Source organism: Paenibacillus sp. N3.4 (assembly GCF_008017805.1).
Classification (GTDB): domain Bacteria; phylum Bacillota; class Bacilli; order Paenibacillales; family NBRC-103111; genus Paenibacillus_E.
The window spans coordinates 1-13,946 of record NZ_VRTT01000057.1; the positions used below are offsets into that span (position 1 = coordinate 1).

Genomic DNA, 13,946 nt, shown 5'->3' on the forward strand with positions numbered 1-13,946 from the left:
CCTCCGTAACGCGGAAAAACAGCTTTACAGCTCATCATACCAGCCATTCTCTCTTTTCCCTTCGCTGTAAGCACGTTTTTCATGCTTACAGCGTCGCTGACGGGCCTCTTGCCTTCTGTAACACGGAAACACAGCTTTACAGCTCATCATACCAGCCATTCTCTCTTTTCCCTTCGCTGTAAGCACGTTTTTCGTGCTTACAGCGTCGCTGACGGGCCTCTTGCCCTCCGTAACGCGGAAAAACAGCTTTACAGCTCATCTTTTCCTTAGCTGTAAGCGCGCTTTAGAGACTATCGGACAACTCTTTTAGGGAATAAACGGGCTGTCGGATCATTTGTAGTCGATTGTAGTCAATTATTTATTTTTTGCCAAACTCTCTGGACTTGTTCGAAGTCAAAAACAGCGTTATCTTCATAGGCATGCCGTTTGAGGTCTACATTTCTATCTGTAAGCACGGTTGTTCGGCGTAACCCTGGAGTTGTTGCTCTTATTGACTGCTCTAACGCCCAAGAACATATAAATTCTCCATGAAAAAAGCAGTTAGAAGCTAATCGCTCCTAACTGCCGTATAACTAAGCGCCTGTTATTGTGGCTTCTTCATGGTCAATCCTACGCGACCTTTCTTCTCGTCCACGTTCAAAACCCACACCTGGACGATATCTCCCACCGAGACGACATCCATCGGATGCTTGACGAAGCCGTTTTTCAGTTGGGAGATGTGGACCAAGCCATCGTTCTTGATGCCGATATCGACGAAGGCTCCGAAGTCGATCACATTGCGCACGGTGCCGGTCAATTCCATGCCCGGCACAAGATCTTCAAGCTGCAGCACGTCGGTGCGGAAGATCGGCGCTGGGACTTCGTCCCGCGGATCTCGCCCAGGCCGCTGCAGGCTGTCTAGGATGTCCCGCAGCGTCGGGACACCTACGCCTAGCTTAGGAGCCAGTTCCGCTGGCTCCAGCGTCTGCAGCAGCGCCAGAAGCTGCTGCGTGCCCAGCTGCGCCAGTTCCAGGCGCAGCTCCTTGAACAGCCGATCCACCACGTCGTAAGACTCCGGATGGATCGGGGTGTTGTCGAGCGGGTTGCGGCCGCCCGCAATCCGCATGAACCCGACACACTGCTCGAAGGTTTTCGCGCCAAGGCGCGGAACCTTCGACAGCTCTTGTCGGGAATTGAACTTGCCGTTCTCCTCGCGATACTTGACGATGTTTTTGGCCAGTGTCGCGTTCACACCCGACACATAGGAAAGCAGTGACGGCGATGCCGTGTTCAAATCGACGCCGACATGATTAACGGCCGACTCCACAACGGCCTTCAAGTTCTCGTCGAGCCGCTTCTGCGAGACATCGTGTTGGTATTGCCCCACGCCGATTGCCTTCGGCTCGATCTTCACCAGCTCCGCGAGCGGGTCCTGCAGCCTCCGCGCGATCGAAATCGCGCTGCGCTCGGCCACGTCGAGCTCAGGGAATTCTGTCTGCGCCAGCTTCGACGCAGAATACACGCTCGCCCCCGCTTCGTTGACGATCAAGTACTTGAGCTTCTGATCCTTGATCTCTCCGATCAGCTCCGCTACAAACTGCTCCGTTTCACGGGAAGCCGTTCCATTGCCAATGACGATCAGCTCTACGCTGTACTTGCTGATCAATTGCTTGAACTTCGCCTTCGCTTCCGCGACCTTATTGTTCGGAGGAGTAGGATACGTGACGGCGATTTCAAGCATTTTACCGGTGTCGTCAATAACAGCCAGCTTACAGCCTGTCCGGAAGGCCGGATCGACACCCAGCACCACATGCCCTTTGATGGGAGCTTGGAGCAGCAGATTACGCAGATTTTCGGCGAAAATCTTAATCGCTTGCTCCTCGCCCATCTCGGTCATTTCATTGCGCACTTCACGCTCAATGGATGGCGCTATCAATCGTTTATAAGCATCTTCAACGATTGTGCGAAGGACATCCTGTACCACCGATTGGCCTTTGATGACCTGACGCGAGATATAATCGTGTATTTTATCAATGGCAACATCCATACCAACCTTCAGTAGGTCTTCCCGTTCCCCACGATTAATCGCAAGAATCCGGTGAGGCGGCAAACGCTTCACTGGCTCTTGATAAGCATAATACATCTCGTAGACAGACTCCTGCTTCGCATCCTTAGCCTCTGTCCGCAATATCCCCTGATCATGCGTATATTTTCGCACCCAAGCACGAATCTTCGCATCATCCGCAATGTTTTCCGCAAGGATATCCATAGCGCCTTGAATCGCCTCTGCTGCGCTTCCAACCTGCTTGTCCGCATTCACATAGCGCTCAGCCTCTTGATCCAATGAGCCTTGACGAGGCTGCTTCCAGATCCACTCGGCTAATGGCTCCAGACCTCGTTCTTTGGCCACACTTGCTCTCGTTTTACGCTTTTGACGAAAAGGTCTGTACAAATCTTCAATTTCCTGCAGCTTCGCAGCAGCCTCAATCGCTTTACGCAGTTCATCCGTAAGTTTACCCTGATCGTTGATTAACCGCACAACCTCGATCTTTCGATCTTCCAGGTTACGTAAATATTGCAAACGCTCTTCAATATCCCGCAGTTGATTCTCGTCCAATTCACCGGTCATTTCTTTCCGGTAACGTGCAATGAAAGGAATTGTATTTCCCTCGTCCAATAGCCCCATTGTCGTTTTTACTTTTCCTGTAGGCAATTGCAATTCAACAGAAATTTGCTTCAGGATTCGCTCTTGGATCTCCGCTTTTTTTTCTTCCGATAACTGTACCTTTTCAGCAGGCTCCTCATACTCACTGGCCTTTATTCCTTGCTTTGGCGCTTCGGTTGCATGTCCCGTTCCACCCGCAGCTCCCTCCATCGCAAGAAAGCATTTCTCATTCCATTTATCCAACAATGCCATCGTCATTACCCCAACTCCATTAGTAGATATGTGTACAAACCAAAAAACGAGGGGACTTGTCGCCCTCGTCCGTTCCAGACCTTATTCAAAATTCTATCAGTCCCACACTAATTTGCAAGGAGTCATCGACCTTCCGCATCGTTTCTTCGTCCAAATGCGTAATCTTATCGGTTAGCCGTTGCTTGTCAATCGTCCTGATCTGTTCAAGCAGAATCACCGAATCTCGATCGAAACCGTGCGTTTCCGCATCGATTTCCACGTGCGTGGGAAGCTTTGCCTTCTGGATTTGAGCTGTAATGGCTGCAACAATCACGGTTGGGCTAAAGCGGTTGCCGATATCATTTTGGATCACTAGAACAGGACGAACGCCTCCCTGCTCCGATCCTACTACCGGTGAAAGATCTGCAAAAAATACATCGCCACGTTTCACAATCACTGATCTACACCCCGCTTACTAAGCGCTCAAGCGTGCCGTCCGCTTCTTCCTCCGCTTGAAAAGCTTCAGATGCCATGCTGAGATTAATTTTCGCCATCTCCATATACCCACGCTGCATGGATTCGCGTAAACTGCGCTTTTTACGTTCAATTAAATACAACTTCATTGCCTGGCGAATAAATTCGCTGCGGTTGGAGTTCTCCTTCTCGACAATGCCATCCACTTCTTGCAATAGATTGTCAGGCAAACTAATCATGATTCTTTTCGTATTATGCGCATTGCTCACACTCTCGCACCCCCAGAAACGATACAAAGACAATATTACCAGTATGTCTTCCTAAAAACCAATTTATACAATAGATATATGCCTTGGGTATATCAATTATGTTACACCCTTTGCCTATCAGATTCTCAATACTTAGTATTCGGTAGCCTACTGAGAAAATCCTCTCCGTTTACCTTAAAAATTACATGGTAATTTTATACAGCGTCACTCTCATCCCAAAACATCAGTAACGATGACGCATCAGCGGATTAATTGCATCCATACGTTCTCCACCGCGAACATATACACGGGCCACTCGATGGGAGATCATACATATAATTTCATAATTAATGGTACCGAGCTGACGGGCCACTTCTTCTACCGTGATTCGCTCTCCTTGCTGTTCACCAATCAACACAACCTCATCAAGAGGCTGAACGTTCGGTACATCAGATACGTTGATCATACATTGATCCATACAGATTCTGCCGACAATTGGCACTTTTTGGCCCCGTACAATCACTTCAGCTTTATTCGATAGCATCCGTGAATAACCATCCGCATAACCGATTGGCAAAGTCGCGATCTGTTCCTCGGATTGCGTGTGATAAATCGTTCCGTAGCTGACTCCTGAGCCCTGAGGCAAGGTTTTAAGATGGACGATTCCTGTTTTGAGGCTAAGTACGGGTTTCAACTTGATCTTCTCTTGGTTCACATCTTCGGAAGGATATAGTCCGTACATGGATATTCCCAACCGCACCATGGAATACGTCAAACCTGGCAAATCAATGGCCGCTGCACTATTGCCTGCGTGAATATAAGGGAACTCGACACCTTTATTTGTAAAATGGGTTACAATTCGCTCAAATCGACGATATTGTTCATAGGTGTAGGACTTGTCGACTTCATCAGCGTTTGCATAGTGAGTAAACAAACCTTCAACTTCCACATTCGAAAGCGTCAATGCTCTTTCAATGAAAGGAATGGCATCCTGTTCGGTATGCAAACCTATCCGTCCCATCCCTGTATCCAGCTTAATATGAATCCTTAGCTTATTCTGGAGAGCATGTTCACTCGTTTGCTCTTGTATACACAGACGTTCAAGAACATCATGACTGTAAACAGCGATGGTCACGTCGAGTTCCCGCGCTTTTTCAAGCCCCTCAGGCGGTGTGTAGCCAAGAACAAGAATCGGAGCTTTAATACCCGCATTCCTAAGTTCCAGCGCTTCATCGAAAAAAGCTACCCCCAGGTAATCGACCCCTGCCGCGATAACTTCTTTGGATACTTCAACAGCCCCATGTCCGTACGCATCCGCTTTTACGACTGCCATCTGCTTCATTCCTGCAGGCAGTACCCTCTGAAAACCTTCAATGTTGCTTCGCAGTGCATCTAACGATATTTCTACCCACGTGGGACGATAAAAAGCATCCACTTGCGTTCACCTCTTTTTTCAAATGCAAAGGACAAGGGAAGGCCTACTCCTAATCGAGCAGGACTCCCCTTCCTATTTCCGAAACCGTTCGGACCAATAAACCTATGTTAATGCCTATCATGAAAAACTGTCAACCTTCAAGGCTGTACATCTTATATTTCTTTCATTCCTTACTTCCCGGACTGCCCTTCTGTAGCCATTGCGACTTTGATCATTTCACTCGTAGGCAAATCGCCTGTTGACAATTTGAACTCAACACCGTCATTCGTCCAAGTGAGAGTCTTTTTCTCATCTCCTGTAAGCACAGCAATCGTGTATCCCAGATCAACTATCGTACCCGGCTGTAAGGATACCGACTTCGATTGCGGTCTTACCTCGATGAGACTAAAATTGTACTTCCCTTTATATCGGAGCAATACGGCTGGGTCCTCCCCAAGCTTCATATCGGTAATATCCTGCTTCACAACTTCTTTAGGAAGGTAGGAAGGCTCAATAACTCCGATACTTTGCGGCTTGCTGGCCGCGGCATTCGTCTTTGTCGTATCCGTACCTGATTTTGCTCCGGCAGCTTTCTGACCGGCTTGACCGCTACTTGCTGTTTGATCGGATTGACCGCCTGTTGCGGTAAGATTTTTGTCAGTGACAGATTTATTGCCTGCTGCAAGATGATCAGCATCGGATTGATTAGCGTCAGCCATCGTAGGCAATGTTTTCATATTCCAACTGGTCATATTCCGTTCCATTTGGAAATAGTCCTTATCAAATTTTGCATCAAACTCAAACTTTGTGAAGTTCACTTGCACCAATACGTTTTGGTTGGCATCAGATACCTGAACCTGCCTAGGTGCCAATGTTTTTTTATTCAGCCAAATTTTTTGGCGGGACAATTGTTCATTTTGGTAATTAGCCGCTACATCAAACACATAGGTATCGTTATCTGTTGTAAATTGACGATCCTTATCGGCGATAATACTTTTCGCCAGAGATTGGAACAAATAAACCTGTCCCTGATTTTCAGGCCAATCGCTTTGAAAACGGAAGCTTTTCTTCAGATGAGGGGTAAGTACAAATACACCCTCTTCATTGCGCAGCACAATCTGCGTGACATCCTTCTGCGCGTTTGTTAGCGAAATACGATAGAAATGATCCGGAGAAAATGCAACTTCCACCTGATATTCCTGCGGCTGCTGCCCCGTATGCAGAATCATGCTGCCTGAAGCCTGATAACTGCCCGACTTGCTGATCACATGATCCAAATCCTTAACGATAGATCCTGCATCCTTCTTGCCCATCCCGCACCCTGCGAGAACCAATACTAAGCTCATCATCACTGCTGCCATCCATGTGACCCGGCGCATTCGATCATCCCCTCACTCTTGAATAACTATCCAATAGTACATGCATATGAGGGGACTTGGCCGATTATGCAGACAAGTTTGGGCTTGACCGTGGGAAAGCACTTGATTTTTCTGACTGTAATGTGTATTGTGGAATTAAAGATTTAGATAATTATCTAATAGTCTAATACATGGAGATGAACCCATCGTGAATGAATCGTTCAAAGCTTTATCCGATCCGACCCGAAGGGCGATCATCAAACTGCTCCGCGACAAAAATCGAACCGCAGGAGAAATCGCTGATCATTTTCAAATGACCAAACCGAGCATCTCCCATCATTTGAACGCATTGAAAGCAGCAAAGTTAATTTTGGACGAACGTCAGGGACAGCATATTATGTACTCACTGAATACGACGGTCGTTCAGGAAGTCATGGGTTGGTTTATGGACATGATAAAAAAAGGAGAGGAAGAAACATGAGCAACAAAGCGAAATTAAAATGGGGCTGGAGAGACATTGTATTGCTGGTCATCGTGCTTATCCCTGTAGTAATCGGACTGGCGATGTACAAGGAACTACCCGATCAATTGGCATCCCACTTCGATATGCAAGGCAATGCTAATAGATTTATGAGCAAGCCGCTTTTCTTTACTTTCATGATCGTGTTAAATCTGGTAATTGCCATTTCATTGAAAGTAGTCCCTAAGCTGGATCCGAAGCGTGCGAACTATGAGAAATTTACAGACGTTTATGAGCTGCTTCGTGTTGTTATCGTCCTCTTTTTAAGCGGCATTTTCGTTATGGTGCTGCTTCATAATCGCGGCTATGCTGTGCCTATGAGTTTAGTTATGTATGTGTCTCTCGGTGGGTTGTGGATCATCTTCGGCAATTATATGGGTCGCATTCGCCATAACTACACGTTGGGCATTCGTACGCCCTGGACGCTGGCTAATGAGGAAGTGTGGAGGAAGACGCACCGTCTCACAGGGCCTCTATGGGTATTATGCGGGTTGGTCATGCTCGTATGCGGTTTTATCGGCAATGTAACTGTGCCGTATGTTCTATTCGTCTGTATTGGCATCTCGATTGCTATCCCTGTGCTGTATTCTTATGTCATCTATCGAAGAATCCTTCATGATGGAAAGAAACAGTAAATGGTAACCTCCCTTACACTTACGGGAATTCTGCTGCAAGGAATCATTCCCGTTGTCGGCATTATCGGCATTTTCTTGTACTTTTATAGGAAAGAACGTTTTAGTTGGAAACCCGTTGCGGCAGGTGCGCTTACTTTTTTCTTTTTTACGCAAATACTTGAAAAAATACTACATCTGGCCGTGTTGGGGACGAACCCAGATTTCAGCAAGCAAACGCTTCTGCTTATTATCTATGGTCCCCTTGCGGCTGGCGTTTTTGAGGAAACGGGCCGATATCTGATCATGCTTTTGTTACTAAAAAGGTACCGTCAACGCAAGGACGGCATCGCCTTTGGAATCGGTCACGGAGGTTTCGAAGCACTTTTCATCGGTTTGCTCGGCTGTGTACAGAGCCTAACCTATGCGCTTCTGCTTAACCAAGGCAAACTAGACGCGCTGCTAGCCGGCAAATTGCCTGTTGAGACGATTGCTTCGTTAAAAGACACCTTACTGAATGTGCCTTTCTCTCATTTGCTTATGGGCGGGCTGGAAAGACTACCTGCCATTGTGATTCAAATTGCCTTGTCCCTCTTCATCCTTTACGGTATTCGGACAGGCAAGAAATCCGTATGGCCCACAGCCATTTTACTGCACGCTACTTTTGATTTTCTTCCCGCTATGTATCAGGCACATTATGTCAATTTGTGGATAGCTGAAGGATTTGTCTTTCTTTTTGGATGCTTGGCTGCCGCCTATATCACTAAGTCGCGACAGATATTCAGCTCATAGATTTCATTCACTTAATTCGCACTTATTTACATGTTCATCCTAGTCACAGCGCATATAACGCCATTCAAACAATCCAGCGATGAAAAAGAAATAGACCGTACATCCACTAAGGAGGTTACGGTCTATTTCCACGCTGACTTACCGAGACAGCCGAAAACTAAGCTTTCATGGCCTTTGCCAGTGCGGCTAGCTTGTTCATCGTATTCCAGTTGCGTGTGGTTACTACGCCGCCCAGCTTCTGAAGATTTTTGGCTAGCTTTGAATCAAGTATACTTTGACCGTACAAAACGTAAATCTCATGTCCATGTATGTGAACTTCATCAATTTCGCTTATACCGTTCGACAAAAGATCGATTTGTTGCTGCGAAAGCGGCTCCGTTAACGCGGACACGTGGATGCTTTGTCCTGCGGAGAGCGACTCTGCCGCAAAAGGGCAGTTCTGGATCATACGCTCCAATTCCTCTGCCGTTCTTAGCACAACGGTGAGTGAAATACCAAAAACCGCATGAATCTCTTGCTCGATTCGCAGCCGTAGAGCCCCTGCACCTTCTTCCGATTCGAATAGAATATTTCCACTTTGTATATACGTTTGTACCCGAGTTAAACCTAAATTTTCAAAAGCTGCTTTGAGTTCAGCCATTTTTATCTTGTTATTCCCGCCTACATTAATGCCGCGCAGCAACGCGATGTAAATCGTCATTCCAATCCCCTCTTTCTTGTTTCCAAGCTTAGCGTATCTAACGGCTTTAGAACTACCTTAGTTCGATAAAGTAATGATACAGAAGATATTGTAAAAATGCGACAGCAGCGCCCTCGATTTTCCTCCAGATGTAGACAATGCCAAGTTTAAGCTTCCTTTCAGCTTCTCTACATATTTCATTCACAATTAACCAGCAAAATAGAAAATGATGAATGTGTATAGAGGATGGAGGGAATTAAAGATTGAATACAAATCAAAAGACCGTACTTCAAGCATCGCGCGGACTCTCAGCTATCTTTGTTTTATTTTTTCACGCTGCGGCCATGTTTTATAAATATTATCATTATGACCTGTTCGGTGTCAGTTCGATCGGACGTTCCGGGGGTGTCGATTTCTTTTTCGTCTTAACCGGTTTTCTGCTTTATCATACATATGGCCATAAAATTGGCTCCAAAATGACCGTCATGCCCTATCTGACGAATCGCCTTATCCGCATTTATCCGTTTTATTGGTTGATTACATTGATTGTTTTACCCGTTTATTTCTTTGTTCCGAGCTTTGGCTATGGATTTGAGACGCATAAGGATACTATTTTCCTATCCATGCTCCTGCTGCCTCAAGCTCATGGTCCTATTTTGCCAGTCGCATGGTCGCTAAGCTATTTCGTTCTGTTCTACATCTTGTTTAGCGTAGTTATGGCATTAGGCAAAAAACCAGCCTATCTGCTCGCCTCCATCTGGCTGCTCCTGACCTTGTGTAATGTGCTGCATGTACCGGTCATTGGACATGATATTCAACACTATTTCTACTTGAATTTTTTATTTAGTGAGATTAACCTCGAATTCGCAGCAGGCTGTCTCATGGCCGTATGGATTCAAGGACACCGCAGCAAGCATTATAAAACGCTGCTAAGCAGTGCTATGCTCATTTTTATCGTCATCTGGCTGAATAATAAATTTCTATGGGTGCCTTTTCATAGTTATCTACTGTACATCATTCCGGCTATCTTCATCTTACTGGGGGCGACTTCTATTCCCGAGCAGATTCGCTTGCCCCACTGGGTACTTGTTCTCCAGAAACTAGGCAACGCCTCGTATACGATATTGCTCACACATTTAATTTACATTTCTATCCTCACCAAACTATCCAAGATTGCCCACTTAACCGATATCCTTGGTAATTTGGGCACAGGTCTTCTTATTTTTATGCTGACGATACCGCTATGTTATCTGTCCTATGTCTTAGCTGAAAGACCTCTCATCGCCCAGATCCGAGGCGCACAGAAATTAAGAACCTCCCAATCCCCAACTCCGATCTCCCAAGGATAAACGACTTCGTCTTCCTTCAGGGACGAGCGAATTTGTAAATGGTGGATGCAAAGCAAACCTATACTTTCTATTTACTAAAAAAGAGACTGCCTAAGGCTAAACCAGCCTAAGCAGTCTCTCTTATTTATCAAAATGCTTTACCACATATACACAATTCCCGTTATGATGGCCGCCCAGATCAGGGAACCGAACACCACACCGACAATCAGACCTCGGCCAACCGACAAATGTTCATCTTGGTAAGCGTCTTCATGATCGATCATAACCAACAACCTCCCACACCTAAAGTATATGCATTAGTATGGGGAAGATGTTGGCGAATCATGCGGTATAATGAAATAAATTTCACACTAATTTTAATCAGCTAATCTTCAAACCTCGAATAATAGTCGAAGGTTTCTTTTAGTCCATGGACTAGCGTATAGATCGGTTCCCATTGCAGATCTCTAAGGGCAGCCGAATTATCCAAACAGCTATGAATAATATCCCCGCTTCTACCAACTTTGTAAATGGGATTATCTCGATAATTACTCAACAGTGCCAGACGATTATACAACTCATTTATCGAAGTTTGAAGATTGCAACTTATGTTATAAATACATTTGCTGCCTGAATGAAGTGCGGCTATGTTGGCTCTGGCAATATCTTTTACATAAATGAAATCTCGGGTTTGCTCGCCATCTCCGAAAATAACAGGTTGAAGCCCCTGTAACATTTTCTCTAGAAAAATGGAAACGACGCCTCCCTCTCCTTTAGGGTCCTGCCTTCCCCCATAAACATTCGCGTACCTGAGAATCGTATAGTCAAGACTATACAGATCAGAGAATACTTTCAAATACTGCTCAGGCGTATGCTTAGAGATACCATATGAAGATAAAGGAGCAATCGGATGTGACTCATCTACGGGTAAATATGCAGGATCCCCGTACACAGCTGCCGATGAAGCGTAAATGATTTTGCGAACACCGGAATTTCTACAAGCCTCTAATAACTTGATCGTCCCGATAATATTAATTTCCGCATCACGTGATGGATTTCTCATAGAAGTCTGTACGTCAATTTGGGCCGCATGATGAATAACGATTTCTGGGCTGAAGTCACGAAATACAAGAGATAATTCTGCATCCAAAATATCCTTCTTGTACAAGATAGCTTTGGCATTAACAAATGCCTCTTTTCCGGTCGAAAAATTATCGACAATAGCCACTTCATGCTGCAATTCGATCAGCGCATCCACAATGTGCGAAGCAATAAATCCCGCCCCGCCCGTAACTAAAATCTTCAAGAAATCACACTCCGAAACATTTCATTAATAAGCGTTCTTATTCACAAATCCGTTAATAATCGTCCGCCAAATGATTTTAATATCAAATAAAAAAGTCCAATTTTCAATATAAAATATGTCATGCTGAATGCGCTCTTCGATCGATGTATCTCCACGCAGCCCATTGCTCTGCGCCCAACCTGTAATACCGGGACGAATATGATGCTTGACCATATACTTGGGAATTTCTTCTTTAAATTGTTCCACAAAATAAGGTCGCTCCGGACGAGGTCCTACCACACTCATATCACCAAAAAGTACATTAAAAAACTGCGGCAGTTCATCTAAACTCGTTTTCCGCAAAAACGTTCCCACTCTCGTTCGTCGAGGGTCGTTTTCTATGGTCCACTCGGTGTTTGATGCATTCTCGGCTAATACGTTCATACTGCGGAACTTATACATCATAAACCTTCTGCGGTTCAATCCTACGCGTTCTTGTTTGAAAATGATGGGCCCAGGCGACGTTAGTTTAATCGCAATAACAGAAGCAATCATAACCGGTAATGTAAGGATAATGGCAATGGCTGAGAAAGCGATGTCGAACGCTCTTTTGAAAATTCGGTTGCGGAATTCATCGAGCGGAATATCTCTGACATTAATTAATGGCATATCGGCAAAATTATCGAAATAAGGACGGGATGGCAAGAAATCATAAAAGTCCGGAATAATCAGCGTTTTGACACCAATCTTTTCACAAACATTGATAATACTGCCAAATTTACGATGTGCGTCGAGCGGAAGAGCAATAATCACCTCATCGATAATAAGGTCATTAAGAATCGACTCTAAATCATCTATCTTACCTATGATTGGCTTATAATTCTGATACGGAATTTCGTGTTTTTCCTGATAGTCATCTAAGAAGCCTACAACCTCATACCCTAGTTCGGGATGCTGCTTCAACTTCGTATAGAATTGCCGTCCTAATGAACCTGCGCCGAGAATCAGGATGAATTGCTTATTGTACCCTTTTTGACGAACGCGTTTCAGCGAAAGTTTAATGATATACCGATAAAAACTAATAAATAAGATATTGTTTACAAGAAATAGGACAAGATAAGAACGGGACACATCTACTTCTTTTAAAATAAACAACATACTTAGCAATAATAGCAAGCTAAAAGAATGAACTTGGATAATTTTAAAAACCTCAAAGGAAAACTGCTTTCTTCTCTTGGGTGTATAGAAGTTGACCATATAACTAAGTACGATGGCGATAATACTGTAAGCGACACTCCACATGACATAATGCTTGAACGGAAGAGGAGCATCGTGAGGTATCCAACCGCTTTTAAATTTGAGCCACCATGAAAGTAGAAAAACGAGCTGAATACACACAAAATCGACCAGTGCATATAGTTGTGTTAAGAAACCTTGACTTTGCCGAATCAAATGTAGATCACCTCGCTGGACGCAGTTTATTTTTGGCTAAGGATAAAAGAAATTTGACACTAACACCTGCATACACCAACATATTAGTGACCCATGAGTACTTCTGTCGGTAATGCTTATTGTGGAATAAAATCATCGCACGATGAAACTCATATATAATTTTAAAAGGCTTCCTTCGGCTGCTTGCGCCTTTGTAGTGAACAATGTGAGTGCGAGGGTAGTAATAGTTAATCCAGCCCGCTTGTTTAATTCTATAACACCAATCGATATCTTCGCCATACATAAAAAACGCCTCGTCCAACATCCCGACTTGATCGATCGCTTCGCGGCGAATAAGCATGAAAGCACCTACAAGAGAATCGATGGGATAGGCCTCGTCTGCACTCAAGTATCCCAACTGATACTGATTGAACCGTGGCGTCTTGGGGAAAAGCTTCGAGAATCCAAATGCATAATAAAAAGAGGCTGAGGGCGTTGGAAAACCTCGCTTGCAGGCTTTGTCCAGCGAACCGTCTGGTAGGACGATTTTGCAGCCGCTGACTCCTACAGCCGGGTTCTCGTCCATGAAACGCAGCATCGTTTCAAACGTGTCCGATTGGACGATGGTGTCAGAGTTCAAAAGCAGGACATAACGGCCTTGAGAGAGAAGGATACCTTGGTTGTTGGCTTTGGAGAAGCCGACGTTCTCTGAGTTAGCTTGGCATATGACTTGCGGAAACTTTTCTGTGACGGTTTGGATCGTTCCGTCATTCGAAGCATTATCAATTAAAATGATTTCGTATTTGTATGATGTATTCGACGTGATGACTGATTCGATACAGGCTAACGTTAAATCTCTCGTTTTGTAGTTGACGATGAGAATAGATAAGTCCAAAAGATGACCTCATTTGTATTTAAAGTAAAAAAGTAA

General features: G+C 44.9%; 15 protein-coding genes. 5 read left to right on the forward strand and 10 right to left on the reverse strand.

The genetic code is table 11. The features are described from left to right. The coding region (locus FU659_RS36485) for a hypothetical protein (RefSeq protein WP_222708623.1) at positions 1-182 on the forward strand (182 nt) is incomplete at its 5' end. A gap of 401 nt (positions 183-583) precedes the next feature. Here FU659_RS36485 and FU659_RS24225 read toward each other — a convergent pair. The 5 genes from FU659_RS24225 to FU659_RS24245 all read right to left on the reverse strand — a co-directional run bounded on the left by FU659_RS24225 (position 584) and on the right by FU659_RS24245 (position 6,390). Beyond that, positions 584-2,854, reverse strand: a complete 2,271-nt coding sequence (locus FU659_RS24225; RefSeq protein WP_147949946.1) for a Tex family protein — start codon at positions 2,852-2,854, stop codon at positions 584-586. A 127-nt stretch (positions 2,855-2,981) separates the two neighbouring features. Continuing rightward, positions 2,982-3,332 (reverse strand): type II toxin-antitoxin system PemK/MazF family toxin, encoded by a 351-nt coding sequence (locus FU659_RS24230; RefSeq protein ID WP_147949909.1) that lies wholly within the window; start codon positions 3,330-3,332, stop codon positions 2,982-2,984. A gap of 4 nt (positions 3,333-3,336) precedes the next feature. Continuing rightward, complete coding sequence (locus FU659_RS24235; RefSeq protein WP_147949910.1) at positions 3,337-3,618, reverse strand: CopG family ribbon-helix-helix protein; 282 nt, start codon at positions 3,616-3,618, stop codon at positions 3,337-3,339. A 223-nt stretch (positions 3,619-3,841) separates the two neighbouring features. Continuing rightward, complete coding sequence (gene alr / locus FU659_RS24240; protein ID WP_147949911.1) at positions 3,842-5,032, reverse strand: alanine racemase; 1,191 nt, start codon at positions 5,030-5,032, stop codon at positions 3,842-3,844. A 170-nt stretch (positions 5,033-5,202) separates the two neighbouring features. Next, a complete protein-coding gene (locus tag FU659_RS24245; protein WP_147949912.1) occupies positions 5,203-6,390 on the reverse strand; it encodes an outer membrane lipoprotein-sorting protein in 1,188 nt (395 codons plus the stop codon). Between the two features lie 187 nt (positions 6,391-6,577). On the opposite strand from FU659_RS24245, the gene FU659_RS24250 reads away from it, so the two are divergent. The 3 genes from FU659_RS24250 to FU659_RS24260 are packed head-to-tail and all read left to right on the forward strand — an operon-like array spanning position 6,578 to position 8,292. Further along, positions 6,578-6,850, forward strand: coding sequence for an autorepressor SdpR family transcription factor (locus FU659_RS24250; RefSeq protein ID WP_187274362.1), 273 nt, complete (start codon positions 6,578-6,580; stop codon positions 6,848-6,850). Then, positions 6,847-7,524 (forward strand): SdpI family protein, encoded by a 678-nt coding sequence (locus tag FU659_RS24255; RefSeq protein WP_147949914.1) that lies wholly within the window; start codon positions 6,847-6,849, stop codon positions 7,522-7,524. Before FU659_RS24250 ends, FU659_RS24255 begins: the two co-directional genes overlap by 4 nt. Continuing rightward, positions 7,525-8,292, forward strand: a complete 768-nt coding sequence (locus FU659_RS24260) for a YhfC family intramembrane metalloprotease (protein ID WP_147949915.1) — start codon at positions 7,525-7,527, stop codon at positions 8,290-8,292. It abuts the gene before it with no gap. 157 nt (positions 8,293-8,449) lie between these two features. Here the strand turns inward: FU659_RS24260 and FU659_RS24265 are convergent, their stop codons facing one another. Continuing rightward, entirely contained in the window at positions 8,450-8,992 is a 543-nt protein-coding gene (locus tag FU659_RS24265; protein ID WP_147949916.1) for a DUF1697 domain-containing protein, read from the reverse strand. 242 nt (positions 8,993-9,234) lie between these two features. On the opposite strand from FU659_RS24265, the gene FU659_RS24270 reads away from it, so the two are divergent. Continuing rightward, a complete protein-coding gene (locus tag FU659_RS24270) occupies positions 9,235-10,320 on the forward strand; it encodes an acyltransferase family protein (RefSeq protein WP_147949917.1) in 1,086 nt (361 codons plus the stop codon). 137 nt (positions 10,321-10,457) lie between these two features. Here the strand turns inward: FU659_RS24270 and FU659_RS37570 are convergent, their stop codons facing one another. From FU659_RS37570 to FU659_RS24285, 4 genes are all read right to left on the reverse strand, one after another. Then, positions 10,458-10,583, reverse strand: a complete 126-nt coding sequence (locus tag FU659_RS37570; RefSeq protein ID WP_261808021.1) for a hypothetical protein — start codon at positions 10,581-10,583, stop codon at positions 10,458-10,460. Positions 10,584-10,684: 101 nt separating this feature from the next. After that, positions 10,685-11,605 (reverse strand): NAD-dependent epimerase/dehydratase family protein, encoded by a 921-nt coding sequence (locus tag FU659_RS24275; protein ID WP_147949918.1) that lies wholly within the window; start codon positions 11,603-11,605, stop codon positions 10,685-10,687. Positions 11,606-11,629: 24 nt separating this feature from the next. Beyond that, complete coding sequence (locus FU659_RS24280) at positions 11,630-13,036, reverse strand: undecaprenyl-phosphate glucose phosphotransferase (protein ID WP_147949919.1); 1,407 nt, start codon at positions 13,034-13,036, stop codon at positions 11,630-11,632. A 7-nt stretch (positions 13,037-13,043) separates the two neighbouring features. Then, on the reverse strand, positions 13,044-13,910 hold the full coding sequence (locus tag FU659_RS24285) for a glycosyltransferase family 2 protein (protein WP_147949920.1): 867 nt from the start codon (positions 13,908-13,910) through the stop codon (positions 13,044-13,046). Positions 13,911-13,946 lie beyond the last annotated feature (36 nt).

What these genes read in the sequence shown, in the direction of transcription:
- FU659_RS24245 (WP_147949912.1), bottom strand. Translation starts at nt 6,390, where the DNA reads ATGCGCCGGGTCACATGGATGGCAGCAGTGATGATGAGCTTAGTATTG.
- FU659_RS24255 (WP_147949914.1), top strand. Translation starts at nt 6,847, where the DNA reads ATGAGCAACAAAGCGAAATTAAAATGGGGCTGGAGAGACATTGTATTG.
- FU659_RS24260 (WP_147949915.1), top strand. Translation starts at nt 7,525, where the DNA reads ATGGTAACCTCCCTTACACTTACGGGAATTCTGCTGCAAGGAATCATT.
- FU659_RS37570 (WP_261808021.1), bottom strand. Translation starts at nt 10,583, where the DNA reads ATGATCGATCATGAAGACGCTTACCAAGATGAACATTTGTCGGTTGGC.
- FU659_RS24225 (WP_147949946.1), bottom strand. Translation starts at nt 2,854, where the DNA reads ATGGAGGGAGCTGCGGGTGGAACGGGACATGCAACCGAAGCGCCAAAG.
- FU659_RS24265 (WP_147949916.1), bottom strand. Translation starts at nt 8,992, where the DNA reads ATGACGATTTACATCGCGTTGCTGCGCGGCATTAATGTAGGCGGGAAT.